The following is a 17,143-nucleotide window of genomic DNA, read 5'->3' as shown; positions in this document are numbered from 1 at the left end:
GTTATTTGTTTAAAATAGCGATTAAACTGATCAATGCAGTCAGCGCCGATGTAATCCCGGTGATTTCAGCAAAGCCAAGCTTAAACCTGTTGTTTGGATCTTTTTCCGGTACTATAATCTTACTTCCCGGCTTCACAGATGGGTAATTACGGAAAAACAAGAAACGCCTTACAGGTTTGTTTAATCCGTCAGGATACTTTACATAAGCACCTTTCAATCGTGCATTTTCTTTTGTTCCGGCAGCCGCATTGATATAATACTTAAAGCTCCGGCCATTATAATCTACAAACTGAGGGTTATTTACTGCCCCTGCAACTTCTACAAAAGAGATCTGGCGAGGTATATAGATACTGTCGCCCGGTAAAAGGATCATGCTGGTCTTTACTTTTGGATCCTGGCTTTTATTGGTCAGATCCAGGTTCACGCGTACGCCTTTTCTAAATACCTGGGCATTCTCTAGAGCGCCATAAGGACTCAACCCACCGGCTCTTTGTAAAAGATCCAATGCCGTTTCATCCCTTCTTTGCACGGCGTAATCACCAGGGAACAATACCTCACCCTTCACACTGATGTTGCCAAGCGCGCGGTAGTTTACCAGTCTTGGAACATAAATATAATCCATCGGCTCCAGCTCCAGTTCCTGCGCTTCACCTGAGGTTTGATTCATATTTATGGTAAAGGTCTTCACCAATTGGTTGGCAACGCTATCTGAACTGTTTTTAATGATTCTCGAGATCTCTACATGATGCTCAGCAGCTTCATCCTGAAAACCGCCCGCCATCGCAATTACATCTGCCAGTTTCATGCCTTTTCTATACGTAAATGCGGCAGGAAGCTTAACAAACCCCGCAACGGTTACATTCTGGGCAGAAGTGAAAACAGCCCTGTCCTGAACCATAATAGAATCTTCTCTCATCAATGGAATATCATTTTTTCCATTCACCACATCTGCCGGATTAAAAGAGATCAGCTCTTTCTCCAGGGTGGTCAATGTTCTTTTGATGTGTCCACGCTCCATATAAGCTTCGGGTTTTAATCCCTGAGCTGTTTTTAGCAACTCAGCAAGGCTTAAGCCTGCTGTAAGCTCATAAGTGCCCGGTCTGTATACCGCGCCTTCTAGAACAACTCTATTGGTGTATCTTTCGGTAATCGCACCAATTTGTACCAGGTCACCATTGTTAGGTGTAAAATTCTTGTACAAAGAAGAAGGCACATCTTTTACCTCTCTTTGTAGCTCATTTACCTGATCTACTTTAGCGATGCCACGATAAGCCACATCTGTAAATCCGCCTGCATATTTAATTAGGTCTTCCAGTTGTTCGTTTTCTTTAAGCTCATAAATGGCGGGTCTTTTAACTTCACCTTTAATCCCAACTCTCTTTTTGTAAACCGGGATACGGATCACATCCTGATCTTCCAACCTGGTGTTTCCGTCCATTAAGCCGTTTTGCAAAAAGTTGTAAAAATCGACTGTTTTATAGACTTTATTATTTCTTAGTAATTCAATATTTCTTAAGGAACCATTGTTATTTGGACCGCCTGAATTGTATAGCGCATTAAACAAGGTCGATAAAGATGATAAAGTGTAGGAACCCGGAGTTTTTACTTCTCCAACCAGCGTAACCTTAATGCTGCGGGTACTGCCCAGGTTTACGGCCAGCTGCGTTTGTCCATTTCGCAATGCAGGATATACCTTGGTCATTTTATTACGGATCAGACTTGTTGCCTGCTCTATCGTAAAACCATTCAGGTAAACAATACCTGCATATGGGATTTGTACATTTCCCTCAGGAGTGATCCTGGTACGTACACTGCTTTCGTTTAATCCAGTAACCAGCACAATCAGCTCATCACCTGGCCCCAATACATAGCTCTTAGGCGTAGCCATACTGAAATTCGGTTCAAATTTTATGGCGGTCTGGTTAAAGAACTCCATTCCATAAACATTTAGCGGCGCTTCAGGCACGGGAGCCGGTTTTGGAGCTACATAAGGTTTTATCACCGTTTGGGCCGTATCTCTTGTATAATCTACATTTGGTTTTTGGGGAGATGAGTTTAATTTCACCTGTTTTTTGTTCAAACCAAGTAAGGTCACCCTATTTTTAAATTCTTCTACTTCTGTGGCAGGCATTCCTTTTTGGATCATCAGCTTATAGGCTTCGCTTTCCGGAACCCCTGATTCCTGTAACTTTTTCCAGGCTTGTCCAATTTGCTCATCCGACAACTGGCTTACTTTTACATTCTGAATATCACTCATGGATATAGACTGCGCGTTACTTCGGAAAGAAGTAGCGAGGAAGAAAATGAAAAGAATATAAAAGGGTAATTTATTGTTCATGTAGATATTATGATAAATGACAAATATAAGTATTCAGGGTTAAAAGCCATAAGATACGCCGAACTTAAACTCGTTTGGAACAGCGGATGTTTGCAGAGCAGGTCTTATTACTCCATCCTGGTGCATGAAAGAAGTTTTAACATATAATTTATTCAGCAGTTGGTAATTTACCTCAAGTAAATATTGTTTTTGAGTTTCTACCGGCCCCTCACTTAAGAATTTTGGCTGTGGCTCTGCAAAATACTGATCATAAAGGTTTCCTTCCTGACCTTTTCTAATGGCTGTGAACTGGAAACTGGCAACCATACGGGGTATAGGTGTGTAGTTAACCCATGCAGTAACTCTGTCTGCATTTTGTCCAATCCAGTCGCCCATTAAATAACTCTGATTTGTATAGGTTTGTGCGGGGATCAGATTGTTGTAGGCATAAGGGTTTATGCGACTGTATTCTCCTCCCAATGTTAAATACGGCACCAGTACGTCTGTAACAGAGGCACCAACACTGTACCCAATCTGATTTCTGCTTTTTGAGGCGTTAAAAATTGCCCCTGTTCTAATCTCGTCAATAAAAAGGGATCCGTATAAATGTGTTTTGGGTAAATGATTTCTGGAACTTACAGAAAAGAAGAACTGGCTGTTTGCTCCGGTTGAAAGCTTATAGCGACTTTGGTATTGATCATATGCTTTAAAGAACATTACCGGGATCAGGTATCCTACATCCAGATTATCACTATAAACTACCGATTCACCCACACTAAGGTCCAGGCCTTTAACTGGGATAAAACTTAGGGTATGTGAAGCCAGGAATTTAGGAATGTAGATTTCCCTGTTATTGCCAAAATGCGGATTGCCCTTATCATAAGATCTTGCCGAATCAACTAATGCAGAATTTAACCAGGCATGAATGTAATTAAAGCGAAGCCATTTAAGTGGTTGATAATCAATTCTGATGTTCGGGTAAGCAGGTGATTTGTCAGATAAGACCAATCGTCCACCTTGTCCATAGCCCCACAGCATTTGGTCTTTTCCAAAGCTGATCGCCCCATTTTCCCAGGCGTAAGTAATGTTTCCCCTGAAATCGCTGTAATTTACAGTCTTTGCATTTGGGTTTATGTTTGCCGTTCTGATGATCCCGGTTTCAGGTGTAAATATTCGGGTGCTGTCAATTCCTTTACCGCGATCAGTAATATCCTGAAAATAAAACTGAAAGCTAATGTGCTTTCCGGCATGACCCCAAAAAGTTAAGCCGGTTCCCACGCGGGCCATGCTTTTGTTTTTTCCCTGAAAGGTTTCAAAAGTCAGGGCAGGGTCTCCCCTTAATAGAAAATCGTCTTTGGTAACGGATAGAAATCTCCATCTACCTGCTGGATCTTTCTTGAAAAAAGTAGTAGTGTCTTTTACGTTGGTGCTAAATTCACTGAACTCCTGTAAATAAAAAGCAAGTTCTTTTTGTTCGGTTGTGCTCAGTTTAGCCGATGAATCCTGTAAACTGGTCAATAATGAAGCAATTTGTTTCCTGCTCACCGGTTGGATCAGGTCATTAAACTCGATGTTTCCTTTTTGGGCCTGACGCGAGAGGTATTTATAAACAGGGTTTGTTGGGTTTTCGTATACAACCTGAGCATTACTCTTCAAAGCGATAAAGGAAAATCCAATAATAAGGACAGAAAAGAGGGGTATGGTTTTCTTGATATGTAAGCTATTCATTTTTAGATGATAGTTTTATGAAAAATATAATTGTAAATATGATTATAGAGAAGGAATAAGCGTTTGTAATCCTGAAAAATGTTTTTCGGTGTTGATAAGACCGCGAATATGTTTTTCTGCATTTGCTCCCATTTGCAATAACAGGTTCTTATTGTTGTAAAGCTCATTTATCTTTTCAGAAAGTTGCGAATAATTACCCGGTTCAAATAAGAATCCGGTATGCCCATCAATCACCATTTCGGGGATCGCACCAATTTTCGAGCCAATTACAGGTTTGCCCATGGCCATGGCTTCCACAACGGTAAAGCCAAGCACTTCATACCATTCAGAAGGGCAGATCAAAAAGTCGGCGCTTCCAATCAGCTCCAGGGTTTCTTTTTTGTTTTTTTTACCCATAAATTCTACGTTGTTCAGGTTGTTCTTCGCAACAAAGTCGATGAGCTCGGCCTGCTGTGTCCCTGTTCCAATAACCTTTAACCGGATCTCCGGATGATCTTTCATGGCCGCCAATATCGTATGTACTCCTTTTATCTTTTCCAGTCGGCCTACGAACACAATATAGCGTTCATTTGAAGCTACAGCAATCTGTGCTTTTGCMGCTTCAATCTCTTCGTAATCATAACCATGGTAAAGCTGCACCAGCTTCTCTTCAAAGAAATTAAAGGATTTGAATTTCTCATACAGAAAAACAGAGGGGCACACATAGTGATCTACATAAGCATAGTAATTCAGGTATTTATGAACATAGTTCTCAAGTGCCGCCACTACACTTGCCGGATAAGAACCTTTTTTGCACTTATTGGTTACGCAATGGTGAAAGGCACCACCAAAGCATTTTTCGCAGATCTTTCCGTGACTGATAAAGGTACTTTCAGGACAAATCGGTGTGTATTCATGAAGCGTCCAGATGATGGGGATTCCCCGGTCTTTAAGTGTTTTTAAAATCGCAGGAGTGATGTAGTGATGGATCACATTGATGTGTGCGAAATCGATCTTAACCGTATCCAGTAACTTTTCCAGCTGCTGCTGTGCTTCGGTCGAGAAAATGCTTTTCTTTACTACCTTCAGTCCATCACTCAGGCTCTTTTTGTTTACTTTTTTATAATCTATGTGTTCAATAAAATATTCAGTGTAGTCAGAAGGAAAGTTTCTTGGATCCTTCATAGAAAAGGGAATTACCTGGTGTCCTTTTTCCCGATAAAGCTTGGTGACGTTTTCAACATAGGTCCAATCTCCACCACTCGGATACCAGGTCCAGTTTGCAACAAGAATATTCATTTGTTTCTTCTAAATTAACACTTATAATAAACTGGCATAATTTTTATACACCATACGTTGTTAAACGTAATTTGCGCTCAAAGATGCTTGTATTAAATGAAATTTTACCAAAATGAACTCATTTTTGGTCATTTTTCAGTTTTTTTAATGCAAAGTGCTGCTCTGCCAGGCAAGTTAAATTTGGACAGAATTAAAAAAGGTTGTACTGGTAATAAAAAAAAGTTAATTTTGGCGTCAACATCAAACCATTTAATCTCTTGCCATACAACTCTTTTAAAAGATTGAAAAATATGGCGTTAAAGTCTCTAATGAAGAAGAAAATTTATATTGCCGGTGCTGGCGGAATGCTTGGTGAAGCCTTTCACTCTGTTTTTAAAGAAGAATACGAACTTAAATGTACTGATAAGGACGTCAATGAAAATTGGCTTAGTTTTCTTGATTTCCGTGAGTTCGAACAATATAAAAAGGACGTAACCGACTTTAATCCCGACTATCTTTTTCACCTTGGTGCCTATACCGATCTGGAGTATTGTGAACTGAATCAGGACGATACCTATCTGACCAACACTACTTCGGTAGAAAATGCAGTGTATATCGCAAATCAATTGAATATCCCTTTGTTGTACATCAGCACCGCAGGTATTTTTGATGGAAAGAAAGAATTCTATGATGATTGGGACGAACCAAATCCACTTGGTCATTATGCCCGCTCAAAATACATGGGCGAGCGTTATGTAAGGGAAAATGCCAAACGTTACATCATTTGCCGTGCAGGCTGGATGATGGGCGGCGGTCCAAAGAAAGATAAAAAGTTCATCAATAAACTCATCAAGCAGCTGGTTAAAGGTACCAGAGAACTTCATGTGGTAAATGATAAAGATGGAACACCAACATTCACAGTTGATTTTGCAAAAAATGTAAAGCTGTTATTTGAAAAAGAATATTGGGGCCTATATAATTTAGTGTGTAACGGTGAGACCAGCAGACGTGAAGTTGCTGAGGAGCTGGTAAATATTCTGGGTTTATCAGAAGAAGTAACCTTTAAAGAAGTCTCGTCAGATTACTTTAAAGACACTTATTTTGCGCCGAGACCTACCTCAGAGCGCTTGATCAATAAAAAACTGACTTTAAGGGATTTGAACATCATGCGTGATTGGAAGGTTGCTTTAAGAGAGTATATCGATAACTATTACGCTGAATTCCTGGAAGAGAACCTTCCTGCTACAAAAGAAACCATCAGTCTTTAATTATGCGTATTGCGGCTTTTGGCTTCAGGTCGATGCCTCCCGCAAAAGGAGCGGCTGGTGCAGATAAATTTGCAATGGAGCTGTTTCCAAGGCTTGTTAAGCGTGGACACAGCGTTGTAGCTTATAACAGACAATACCCTGATGTTTTTGTAGATGTTAAAGAATACGAGGGTGTAAAAATAAAAACCTTCAAAACAACTGCAAGAACAGGGTTTGATACTTTACTGCATTCCTTTAAATGTACCTGGGATATTATTGTAAACAATACTGCAGATATCGTTCACATCCAAAACGGGGGGAACAGTATCTGGGCATTGCCATTACGTATTTTTGGGAAAAAGGTATTTATCAGTCAGGATGGGGTAGACTGGAAGCGTGACAAATGGCCCTGGTATGGCAAGCTGTACCTTAAGCTTTCGGCATACTTAACCGCTCACCTGCCTAATGAGGTGATCTTCGACAATGTGATTGCCAAAAAACTATTTGAAGAGAGGTTTAAAAAGGAATACACTTTCATCCCTTTTGGGAGCGAAGTGGCGCCATGGGTAGATGTGCCTGAAATATTAACAAAGAATAACCTCGAAAAACAGGAGTATTATCTTTTTATAGGTCGGTTTATTCCTGACAAAGGCCTGCATTATTTAATTCCGGCATTTAAAAATTCTAATTCTAAGAAGAAACTGGTCCTTATCGGTGGATCGCCAAATCCTTCTCCTTATGAACAGCAAATCATGGATATGGGAAATGAAAAAGTCTTGTTCCCCGGGTTTGTATATGGCGACGAGGTAAATACGCTCATCAGAAATGCCTATTGCTATATCCAGCCTTCAGATGTAGAGGGCTTATCCCCCGTTGTGCTGAGCGTAATGGGTTTAAATGTCCCGATGATTGTAAGCGATATTGAAGAAAATGAATACGCCGTACAGGATACCGTAAGGATGTTTAAAAAAGGAAATATCCTGTCTTTAACGGAACAAATCAATTATTGCGAAGATAATTATTCCGAAATGCTGACATTAGCTAAAAGAGCTCAGGAGCGTGCATTAAGTGTTTTTAATTGGGAGAATGTAGCCGACGAGCATGTAGAAGTGTTTTTAAATAAATAGCAGAAAAGCCTATGTTATTTAATTCTGTCCAGTTCATATTCTTCTTTATAACTGTAACCACGTTATTTTACTTACTGCCCCATAAATTCCGCTGGATGCTGCTTTTGCTATCCAGCTGTTATTTTTATATGGCCTTTGTGCCGATATATATATTGATACTCGGCTTCACAATCGTAATCGATTATTTTGCAGGAATATACATCGAAAATAGCTCAGGGCACAGAAGAAAAGTATTCCTGATCGTCAGCCTGATCGCCAATATCAGTGTATTGTGTGTGTTTAAGTATTACAATTTTATAAATGAGAACATTGGTTCGGTATTCCCTTATTTAGCCATTTTATTACCCATCGGCCTTTCCTTTCATACCTTTCAGGCAATGAGCTATACCATCGAGGTTTACCGCGGCAATCAGAAAGCCGAAAGAAACTTTGGGATCTATGCCTTGTTTGTCATGTTTTACCCTCAATTGGTGGCAGGGCCGATAGAAAGGCCACAGAATCTGCTGCACCAGTTTCATGAAAAGCATGAATTTAGTTTAGAAAGAGTGAGCTCAGGATTAAAGCAAATGCTGATCGGGTTCTTAAAAAAGCTGGTCATTGCCGATAGAATTGGGATTTATGTAGATACCATTTATAACAACTCGGCTACCCAATCGGGCCAGTCGCTGGCATGTGCTACCGTTTTTTTTGCCTTTCAGATCTATTGTGATTTTTCCGCCTACTCCGATATCGCTATTGGCGCGGCGCGGGTGATGGGTTTTGATCTAATGAAGAATTTCAACAGGCCCTATTTGGCTACCTCTGTTTCACAATTCTGGCGCAGGTGGCACATCTCCTTATCCACCTGGTTTAAAGACTATGTGTATATCCCATTGGGCGGGAGCAAGGTTAAAAGTAAGGTTTTGGTATACCGCAACCTGTTAATCGTATTTTTAATAAGCGGGCTATGGCATGGTGCCAACTGGACCTATGTGGTATGGGGTGCATTGAATGGGGTATTGCTGATTATCGAATCCATGATCCCTAAATCATCAAAAAGAGATAACCTGATCAAAACAGCACTCAAAACCATATTTACCTTCTCTTTGATTTGTATTACCTGGGTATTCTTCCGTGCATCCAATATCACCGATGCCGTTTCAATATTGGGTAAGATCATCAGATTTGAAGGGCCATTCTATCCCGGCAACCCTAAAGATCATTTCTATTATGCCTGTGTGGCCATCATGGCATTAATGTTTTTCGAATTTATAACAGAATACAAGCCCCATTTATATAAATTACTGCCAAATACTTTGGTGGCCAGGTATTGTTATTATACCCTTGTCGCTATGATCATTATGCTGTTTGGTGTATTTAGTGAGGGGCAGTTTATCTATTTCCAGTTCTAAATAAAGGGAGATGAGCAAAAAAGTAAAAACACTTTTAGTTAAGTTATTGGTTTTAGCCCTTGCTTTAATAGTTGCTGATTTAGCGGGAGGACTGGTGCTAAAGTATTTGTTCAATAAACAACGCAGCGGGAAATATTTTACCACTTCACATGCCATAAAGGACGGTAAAGAGCAGGTTCTTATTTTTGGCAACTCTCATGCCGCACAGCATTTTGATGCACCATTAATGGCAAAAACATTGTCGAAATCTGTTTTTAATTTTGGGAACCAGGGGCAAAGCCTTTTGTATACCTATCCATTAGTGAAGAGCGTTTTATCCCGATATCAACCTGAACTCATTATCCTGAATTTAGATTACAATGAATTGCGTTATGATCCTACGGATTATGAAAGGCTGGCGATCTTGTTGCCTTATTATCATGTTAATCCCGTAATTGATTCTACCATTTCCTTAATTCCGGATAGAGCAGCATTAAAAGCCAAATCCCATTTGTACAGGTACAATTCCACTCTGGGTTATATCTTATTAAATACCTATGGTCATTCCTTTGGTAAAAGCATGGAGAGCCTGGGTTATGATCCGGTAGAAGGAGACATGTGTGCAGGAACTGTCAACCGTGAAGAAGCAGATAGGGGGAAAATTGCTTTTGATAAAAATAAGATCGATTACCTGATAAAACTGATCAGTTTTATCCAGTCAAAACAAGTGAAGCTATTGATTACCACTACGCCCCTAATGGAGTATGATAGCAATAAGAAAGAGGTGTATAGAGAAAAGCTCCTCCAGTTGCTGACGAAAATGAATGTTAATTATCTTGATTATGGAAGCAGTGCAGAATTTAGGGGTAAATGCGAGCTTTTTCACGACACTTCACATTTAAATGCTATGGGTGCTGCATTGTGGACAAAAACTTTGTTAAACGACCTTCCTAAATACTTCGATCAATTCTAAAGCTGCCTTTTCCCAGGAGAAGCCGGCCAAACGCTGCCGTCCTTTGTCCGCCATTTGCTTGCGGAGATGCTCATCATCTAATACAGATTTTATCTTCAACGACATATCGGCGATATCAAAGGGATTAAATTGAAGCACCGCATCGCCACCCACCTCGGGAAGGCTGGTGTTGTTGGCTACAAGCACGGGTAAATTATATTTAAAAGCCTCCAGTATCGGAATCCCAAAGCCTTCATTTGTGGAAGGGAAAACATACATTAAAGCATTTTTATAAAGCAAGGCCAATTCCCCGTCCGACAAATAGCCCGTAAGCACCACCTGGTCCCTGAGTCCGGAATTTTCAATGGTATCTATAATTAAACTGTGATCACTTTCCTGACTATTTGCCGGAAAGGAACCAGCCAGTACTAGCTTCAGCTTCGGATAGCCCGATGCTTTGATCTGTTTAAAGGCATTGATCAGGGCAGGAATGTTTTTTCTTTTAAATAGGGTGCCCACATGCAGCAGATAAGAGGAGTCAAGAGGAATACTATTGGTGTTTGATCTGGAGCCATGATCTTCAAGAAACTTTGGCCCCTCGTAAATTACGACCAGTTTTTTTTCCGCAATGCCGGTATAACGAGCGATCTGATCTTTGGCGTATTTTGTTGGTGTAACTATAAAAGGAGAACGTTTAGCAGCAGGAATGGCTGTTCTTTTATAGAGCCAAAGCCAGAGGCGTCCGTAATTCTCAGGGTTTTCAAAAAAGAAAGCATCATGAAAAACAGGTATGGTCTTGTAACCCAAATGGATCAGCGGCACAAAGTTGTCGGTGCAGAAGATAACATTGCAGTTTTTTGAAAACGCTTTTATGGGTAAGATCAATTGCTTCCAGAGCTGATACCGGGCATGTTCAATAAGTTTGAATATCTTTTTATTCCCAGTATAAACCGGAAAATCAGTGTCCAGAAAATGAAACTGAACCCCATTGCCATTCATTTTTTTAAACTCCTTAACCAATTCTTCCAGATAGGTACGGGTACCTGTTCTGGCTAATCTTAAGTCGCGGACATCTACTCCTATAATCAATGGTTTCGGCATGTTACACTCTGCTTTTAATAACCTTAGCCGGTACGCCTGCCACAATGGAATTTGCCGCTACAGATTTGGTAACCACACTCCCTGCCGCTATTACACAACCATCGCCAATATGTACACCGGCCAGAATGGTGGCCCCACCACCTATCCAGCAATTGTTTCCAATCACTACCGGATCTTTAATTACACCTTGTTCCTTTATCGTCAGGTTAGGGTCGGCAAAAGCATGGTTTTCAGAAAAAACCTGCACATTTGGTCCCATGATCACATCATTGCCAATGGTAATGCCTCCCTGCCCGRCAAAATAAGCACGGGCACTTATGCCGGTTCTATCGCCAATCGTAATACCGGTGCCTTTTTGGGCAATAATTCCGGTGCAAAACAAAATGGAATTGCGTGCAATAGAAACATGATCGCCCAGTGTAATGCCCTGTTCAGATAAGGCATTAATACTCACCCCATCCTCAAGAATCAGGTTTTTTCCAGCGGTAAGCTGATAAGCGTGGCGTACTTTTACGTTACTGCCAATAAAGATCAGGCCCGACGATTTCCTTAGAAAAGGTTTAAGGAATAACCCTCTAACTACCTGTACAAATCTGTGAAAACTCACATTGAATAAGTCTCTCGTAGAATAAGGGCTTTCCCATTTATAGTTAGCGTCTCCTTTTAATGTTCTTATTAACTTCTCAATGATCATCAGTAGGTTGAGTTTGGGTTATCATTGGTTTCATAATCATATTGATCAGTAAACCGGTTAAGAACCAGTTAATGTAAGAAATGTATGCAGAACCTTCAAATTCCGAGGTCAGTGATGGAATGATGAAACCGATTTTGATCAGCAACACGGTTAAGCACACCTGTCTTTCTTTACCTTTCAGTTTAGGCAACCATTTTATACCCGTTCTGATCACCATCACATATATGCACAGGTATAACAATAAAGCAATAATGCCGGCCTGTACGCCAATAATGATGTATTGATTTTCGCCACCTACGTTTTCCCCCAAGGTTCCCGCCACCCTTCCGGATGATCCTAAACCAAGCCCCATTGGGTTGTTGATTATTGCCAATACACCTTCTACCCATTGCTGAAGGTGTYCGATACTGGAAGGGTCACTAAAATCAATGGTGTTAACCAGAATTTGAATGATACCCTCATGATTTTGTTCAAATTGCCAGAATAAATAAGCCACATAAATTGCCACTGCACAAAAGCCAAGGTGAATAATGTGGGTTATTGCTTTTCTTTTGGTGAGCAATGCGTATACATAAGTTACCACGAAATAACTGGCCAATGGTGCCCTTGATAAGGCGAAAAGTATGGCTAAAAAGGAAGCGCCTAATCCCAGCATTCCTACGGTATTGATTCTAAATTTATTGTTGTCAGTAGTGTATAGGCCAGCTATAACAGCCAACGAAATTATGGAAGCCGCCGCAAGCTCAAGCGGGTTGGTGAAAAAGCTGGCGAAACGCCTGTAGCCACTGTCAGAATCAAAAGTTGTACTGATTCCGTACTGTCCGCTAGGCTCAGCGTTAAAAAAATAATAATTGTATTCGGCATAGCCGGTGCGCAATTGTAACTGCTGGTACATCAGGAGCTCTACTACCAGCACAGCTCCGGCTGCGATGGTGAGCAGCACCAGGTAATTAAAATATTTATTGATGTAGACCTCTTTTGCATCGATGGTACGCCCAACAAAGTATACCATAATATAAAAGGCCGTACTTTTAAGCGCAATCAGTCGGTCGAACAGCCCCTGTTCACCTATCGGCAGCAATGCATACAGGATCAGGTACAGCAAGAAGGCCATTATGGTATAATCGATCAGGTGAAACCGGGGTCGATATTTTAAGTTAGCCAGATTTAAAAGGAGCACACCAAATATCAAGGCCTCTTTAAAAAATTGCATGGTTGGAATGATGCTTTTTAGTCCCAGCATAAACGTAACCGACATGGTGGTGGTGTAGATCGAGAGCCCGAAGATCATGAACAGCAGCAAGCCGCTGGCATTTCCCCTTAAGATCTCTCTTACTGCCATTATAAAAGAACAAATAAAGATCAGGGGAAAAATAAACATAGTTAGCTCTTTGTTGAATTTATGGTTTCGATGGCCAAATTAAGTTTTTCGGAGTGAAAAATCCATCTTTCAATCCTTTAAATAAATATTCCGCTTTTTTATTTCTTCCCTTTAGCTTAAAATAAGAATATAAGGCAAGGTAGTAGGGGGCATTGTACAAAAATACCAGGGGATAGAATAATGGCTTGCCATATCCACGCAAAAACCAGATCTTGTTTCTATTTACATAGTAGTGAATAACAGGACTTAAAGTGCCCTCATTGGTTTCCTTCTCTTTTCCGGAAGCGCCGGCCTCATGGTACATTTTGCAGGAAGGAAGGTAATGCAGTTCATACCCTTGTGCGCGGAGCCGGAAAGAGAGTTCCACATCTTCATAATATAAAAAGAACTCCTTGTTAAAGCCTCCGGTTTGCTTTAATACCTCGTTTCTTATCAGGCAACAACAGCCCGTAACCCATTCTACCTTTTTATAATCCTGTTCATCTGATGATTCAGAAGTATTCTTTTTGTTATAGGTAAACCCAAGTACAAAGTTTACATACGAATCCCCGTTCCAGATCTTGTTTCTGTCGTGCATCCAATAAATGGCAGGCTGAACCGCAGCAGCTTGGGGATGGTTTTGCATGTGCTGCAGCATTTTGCTGATGATGTCGCTATCAACCAGCGTATCCGTATTCATGATCAATGAGTAGGTATAGCCCTTACTGATGCTGTAATCAATTGCACGGTTGTTTCCTTCTGCAAAACCCAGATTTTCTTTATTGTCGAGATAAACGAGCTCGGGAAATTGACTTTGCAAAAGTTCCAGAGAACCATCTGTAGATCCGTTATCAGTTACAATGATGTCAAAATGATCAGGGTTGCAATATTCAAGTACAGATTTTATGCAATCAGTGGTGTACTCCGGAGTATTCCAGTTGAGCAGGATCAGGGCTACAGGTTTAGACATTTTGGATGGCGGGTTTCTTTACCACATATTGATACATAAATAAGGCGCAAAGTTCAATAATTACTGTAAATGAACCAAACCATTTATAATTGGCATAATGTAAGAACAGGAATGCAAGAGCCACAGAAAATGCAAACATGATCATTGCGATCCTGAAAATGTAAACACTATTATTTTTGAGCAGTTGATCTAGTACATTTAATACGTTTAAAGCAGAAATAGCAGGGAATAATGCCATTGTCCTTAAATAGATAATGGATGTTTCATTTTCCTCTCCTGAAAGAACCCGAACAGCAAAACCCGCAAAGAAAAAGAGAAGAACAGACCCGACAAAGAAAATCCCTGCGAGAATGAATTGCATCCGTTGTCGGTATACTTTCCATAATCTGGTACTTTCCTTATATAGCTGGGCAGATTTTGGATAAACGGCATTAGATACGGTAATGAGCAGAATCCTGGAAGAGCCGACTACTTTATCGCAAAGTGTATATGCTCCAAGCCAGGAGGCATTGCCCCATTTAGCAAGGGCAAAAATGATAATGGATTGTTGCAGGTTGGTAGAGATGTTATTTATTGTCAGGTAAAAGTTGTCTCGGGTAATTCTCCAGATATCAGCCTTTACCGGAAGTTGAAAGGAGAGCCTAAACTTCGGGATTGCATTGAGCAGGAGGTATGAAAAAGTAACCACCGTGGCCATTCCCATAATAAAATTTACCCATTCCGCATCCCGGGCATCTTTTATAAAGAAGATGAGCAAAATAATAGACAATACTTTTGAAGCTAGATTTGAAATGTTGTAAAACTTTAATTTTTCAATTCCTATGAAGAAAAAGAGAGGATTCAGTACCTCTGAGAGTACCAATGGAATGGCGTAAAGTATAAATAAATAATACTTAATGTTGAACCATTGCATTACATAAACAACCAGGATATATGCAATAAAGAATAATAATCTTATCCATAAGGTATTGTAGAATACCGCTCTTAGTTTTTCAGGGTCTTTAAGATTTCCTGCGATGTCCCTTATTCCTGTTTGATTTGTGCCATAATTGACAATGATTCCGGCTAATGAAGAAAATGAATTGGCAAGCATTACAAAACCAAAGGCCTCGATACCAATTTTATGGGTAATGATCGGAAAGATAATAATTAACAACAGTATATTCGAAAGCTGAATGCTACTCAGATTCGCAAAATTCGATAAGATATTGGTGTCTTTTATACGGTTGTATGAACCTGTTAAAAATTGTTTCAAGTCTGATAGATGAATCGTCAAATTTAGCATATTTAAATCATAATCTAAATTTATGACTAAGTTTGCACTTATATATGAATGAACAGTACCGGACTTATTATAAAGTAATAAGTATATTGATTGATTTGTTTCTGATCAACCTGGCGGGTTATATTGGTTATGTGATGACCTATCAAAGCGTTAGCTTTACAGATCTTCAGCATATCAATTTACTGAATGTCCTCCTCATCAATTTTGTATGGTTTAATGTAACACAGCTCACCCGCTTGTATAGCGATATTTTTGTTAAGGATGCCATTCCAACCATTAAGCAGGCTTTAGGGTCCTTGCTTTTGTTTGCAGCCTTCATGGGCATTCTGATCTATACCATAAAAGACCTAAACCAATCTTATCAATTACTGTCGTTTACTTTTGTGGTGTTTTCGGGCCTATTCCTTGTCGGAAAGATTGTGTTTTTGCTGTTTCGTCGTTCCAGGAGAGAAAGTTTAATCAATTACAAGAAGGTGGTTATTGTAGGAGCAGGCCCATTGGGTTTGGCGCTTAAAAAACATATGGAGTTTGATACGCATCTGGGTTATAAGGTGGTTGGTTTTTTTGACGATGATATTGCGGATGATGATGAGGGCTTTAATATTTTGGGTAAGGTAAGCGACTGCATCGATTACGTTAAGGGGAGCAGTATTCGGGAGATCTTTTGCGCATTACCCGATAGTTCATTGGATAAGATAAATACCCTGATGCGGGAGGCAGATAAGGAGATGATCCGTTTTAAACTTGTACCCGACATAAAACACTATTTTAAAAAGAATGTTAAAGTGCAGGTGTATGGGCATATACCCATATTGAGTCAGCGGATGGAGCCTTTGGAGATCATGATTAACCAGGTCGTTAAACGGATCTTTGATGTGGTGTTTTCGCTTATGATCATTGTTTTTGTGATGAGCTGGATGCTGCCACTTATGGCAATTTTGATCAAGCTGGAATCAAAAGGACCTGTTTTTTTTAAGCAGCTGCGATCAGGAAAAGACAACCAGCCCTTTTATTGTCTCAAATTCAGAAGCATGAAAGTGAATTCGGATGCAGATTGYAAGCAAGCAACTAAAGACGATGACCGGATTACTAAAATTGGTGCGTTTATGCGTAAGAACAGCATTGATGAGTTGCCCCAGTTTTTTAATGTATTGATGGGAGAGATGTCTGTGGTAGGGCCAAGGCCTCATATGTTGCAGCATACTGCCGAATATTCCGCCATTATAGACCAATTCATGGTCAGACATTTTTTGTTGCCGGGCATTACCGGCTGGGCGCAGGTTAAAGGATTCAGGGGTGAAACAAGGATCGACGATTCTATGGCTGCAAGGGTTGAAGCCGATATCTGGTACTTAGAAAACTGGTCCTTTCTTTTGGATTTAAAGATTGTATTCTTAACGGCCTGGCAAGTGCTTACTGGCCATGAGAATGCAAGGTAGTATTCTTTAGTAACCCACTGTGTAGCAAACGTTCGAAATGCTTTGTTAATGGAACTCTTTTTAAACCTTCCAGGTGCCTAATGTGGTGGATATCTGTTCCAATAAAATCAATCATGTCTTTTTCAATTAATTTTTCCGCAATTGATTTTACATGTTTTCCATAATGTTCTGTTAAGGATAGTGCATTAATCTGCAATTCAACGCCCATTTCTTTAATTCGTTTGTAGTAATCGAACTGTTTGTGAAAGAACAAATATCGTTCTGGATGGGCAAGGATAATCTGATAACCTTTAATG

14 protein-coding genes are annotated in these 17,143 nt (G+C 40.1%); 5 read left to right on the top strand and 9 right to left on the bottom strand.

Going from position 1 to position 17,143, the window contains the following annotated elements; genetic code table 11:
• Window position 1: 1 nt before the first annotated feature.
• From AC1DG9_RS01580 to AC1DG9_RS01570, 3 genes are read right to left on the bottom strand one after another with little or no spacing between them, the layout of a single operon-like run.
• Window positions 2–2,338 (bottom strand): SLBB domain-containing protein, encoded by a 2,337-nt coding sequence (locus AC1DG9_RS01580; RefSeq protein ID WP_337718057.1) that lies wholly within the window; start codon window positions 2,336–2,338, stop codon window positions 2–4.
• 39 nt (window positions 2,339–2,377) lie between these two features.
• Window positions 2,378–4,045, bottom strand: coding sequence for a capsule assembly Wzi family protein (locus AC1DG9_RS01575; protein ID WP_337718059.1), 1,668 nt, complete (start codon window positions 4,043–4,045; stop codon window positions 2,378–2,380).
• Between the two features lie 42 nt (window positions 4,046–4,087).
• The gene (locus AC1DG9_RS01570) at window positions 4,088–5,323 is read right to left on the bottom strand and encodes a glycosyltransferase family 4 protein (RefSeq protein ID WP_337718061.1); all 1,236 of its coding nucleotides are present in this window, start codon (window positions 5,321–5,323) and stop codon (window positions 4,088–4,090) included.
• 308 nt (window positions 5,324–5,631) lie between these two features.
• On the opposite strand from AC1DG9_RS01570, the gene AC1DG9_RS01565 reads away from it, so the two are divergent.
• From AC1DG9_RS01565 to AC1DG9_RS01550, 4 genes are all read left to right on the top strand, one after another.
• Complete coding sequence (locus AC1DG9_RS01565) at window positions 5,632–6,570, top strand: SDR family oxidoreductase (protein ID WP_172662037.1); 939 nt, start codon at window positions 5,632–5,634, stop codon at window positions 6,568–6,570.
• A gap of 2 nt (window positions 6,571–6,572) precedes the next feature.
• Entirely contained in the window at window positions 6,573–7,676 is a 1,104-nt protein-coding gene (locus AC1DG9_RS01560; RefSeq protein ID WP_337718063.1) for a glycosyltransferase, read from the top strand.
• 128 nt (window positions 7,677–7,804) lie between these two features.
• On the top strand, window positions 7,805–9,067 hold the full coding sequence (locus tag AC1DG9_RS01555) for an MBOAT family O-acyltransferase (protein WP_337718145.1): 1,263 nt from the start codon (window positions 7,805–7,807) through the stop codon (window positions 9,065–9,067).
• Between the two features lie 10 nt (window positions 9,068–9,077).
• Window positions 9,078–10,019 (top strand): hypothetical protein, encoded by a 942-nt coding sequence (locus AC1DG9_RS01550; RefSeq protein WP_337718065.1) that lies wholly within the window; start codon window positions 9,078–9,080, stop codon window positions 10,017–10,019.
• On the opposite strand, the gene AC1DG9_RS01545 is transcribed toward AC1DG9_RS01550, so the two are convergent.
• The 5 genes from AC1DG9_RS01545 to AC1DG9_RS01525 are packed head-to-tail and all read right to left on the bottom strand — an operon-like array spanning window position 9,984 to window position 15,378.
• Window positions 9,984–11,099 carry a glycosyltransferase family 4 protein gene (locus AC1DG9_RS01545; protein WP_337718067.1) on the bottom strand — a complete coding sequence of 372 codons (1,116 nt, stop codon included), beginning with the start codon at window positions 11,097–11,099 and terminating at the stop codon, window positions 9,984–9,986. The two genes, AC1DG9_RS01550 and AC1DG9_RS01545, sit on opposite strands and share 36 nt — an antisense overlap.
• Before the next feature lies 1 nt (window position 11,100).
• On the bottom strand, window positions 11,101–11,793 hold the full coding sequence (locus AC1DG9_RS01540; protein ID WP_477634244.1) for an acyltransferase: 693 nt from the start codon (window positions 11,791–11,793) through the stop codon (window positions 11,101–11,103).
• Window positions 11,783–13,174 (bottom strand): O-antigen ligase family protein, encoded by a 1,392-nt coding sequence (locus tag AC1DG9_RS01535; protein ID WP_477634243.1) that lies wholly within the window; start codon window positions 13,172–13,174, stop codon window positions 11,783–11,785. Before AC1DG9_RS01535 ends, AC1DG9_RS01540 begins: the two co-directional genes overlap by 11 nt.
• Window positions 13,175–13,193: 19 nt before the next feature.
• Window positions 13,194–14,123, bottom strand: coding sequence for a glycosyltransferase family 2 protein (locus AC1DG9_RS01530; RefSeq protein WP_337718072.1), 930 nt, complete (start codon window positions 14,121–14,123; stop codon window positions 13,194–13,196).
• The gene (locus AC1DG9_RS01525) at window positions 14,116–15,378 is read right to left on the bottom strand and encodes an oligosaccharide flippase family protein (RefSeq protein ID WP_337718074.1); all 1,263 of its coding nucleotides are present in this window, start codon (window positions 15,376–15,378) and stop codon (window positions 14,116–14,118) included. Before AC1DG9_RS01525 ends, AC1DG9_RS01530 begins: the two co-directional genes overlap by 8 nt.
• Window positions 15,379–15,452: 74 nt before the next feature.
• Between AC1DG9_RS01525 and AC1DG9_RS01520 the strand changes: the two genes are divergently transcribed.
• Complete coding sequence (locus tag AC1DG9_RS01520; RefSeq protein WP_337718077.1) at window positions 15,453–16,847, top strand: undecaprenyl-phosphate glucose phosphotransferase; 1,395 nt, start codon at window positions 15,453–15,455, stop codon at window positions 16,845–16,847.
• On the opposite strand, the gene AC1DG9_RS01515 is transcribed toward AC1DG9_RS01520, so the two are convergent.
• Window positions 16,822–17,143, bottom strand: a 322-nt coding sequence (locus AC1DG9_RS01515) for a CpsB/CapC family capsule biosynthesis tyrosine phosphatase (RefSeq protein WP_477634242.1), incomplete at its 5' end; no start/stop codon positions are given. The two genes, AC1DG9_RS01520 and AC1DG9_RS01515, sit on opposite strands and share 26 nt — an antisense overlap.

It is taken from the genome of Pedobacter sp. 05L430 (genome assembly GCF_056397585.1).
The sequence above is the reverse complement of the archived record's forward strand: the minus strand, read 5'-3'. Positions and strand labels throughout refer to the sequence as shown.

Excerpts from the sequence above, each read along its gene's own strand:
- AC1DG9_RS01565 (WP_172662037.1), top strand. The coding sequence starts at position 5,632 with ATGAAGAAGAAAATTTATATTGCCGGTGCTGGCGGAATGCTTGGTGAA.
- AC1DG9_RS01530 (WP_337718072.1), bottom strand. The coding sequence starts at position 14,123 with ATGTCTAAACCTGTAGCCCTGATCCTGCTCAACTGGAATACTCCGGAG.
- AC1DG9_RS01580 (WP_337718057.1), bottom strand. The coding sequence starts at position 2,338 with ATGAACAATAAATTACCCTTTTATATTCTTTTCATTTTCTTCCTCGCT.
- AC1DG9_RS01550 (WP_337718065.1), top strand. The coding sequence starts at position 9,078 with ATGAGCAAAAAAGTAAAAACACTTTTAGTTAAGTTATTGGTTTTAGCC.
- AC1DG9_RS01575 (WP_337718059.1), bottom strand. The coding sequence starts at position 4,045 with ATGAATAGCTTACATATCAAGAAAACCATACCCCTCTTTTCTGTCCTT.
- AC1DG9_RS01560 (WP_337718063.1), top strand. The coding sequence starts at position 6,573 with ATGCGTATTGCGGCTTTTGGCTTCAGGTCGATGCCTCCCGCAAAAGGA.
- AC1DG9_RS01545 (WP_337718067.1), bottom strand. The coding sequence starts at position 11,099 with ATGCCGAAACCATTGATTATAGGAGTAGATGTCCGCGACTTAAGATTA.
- AC1DG9_RS01555 (WP_337718145.1), top strand. The coding sequence starts at position 7,805 with ATGGCCTTTGTGCCGATATATATATTGATACTCGGCTTCACAATCGTA.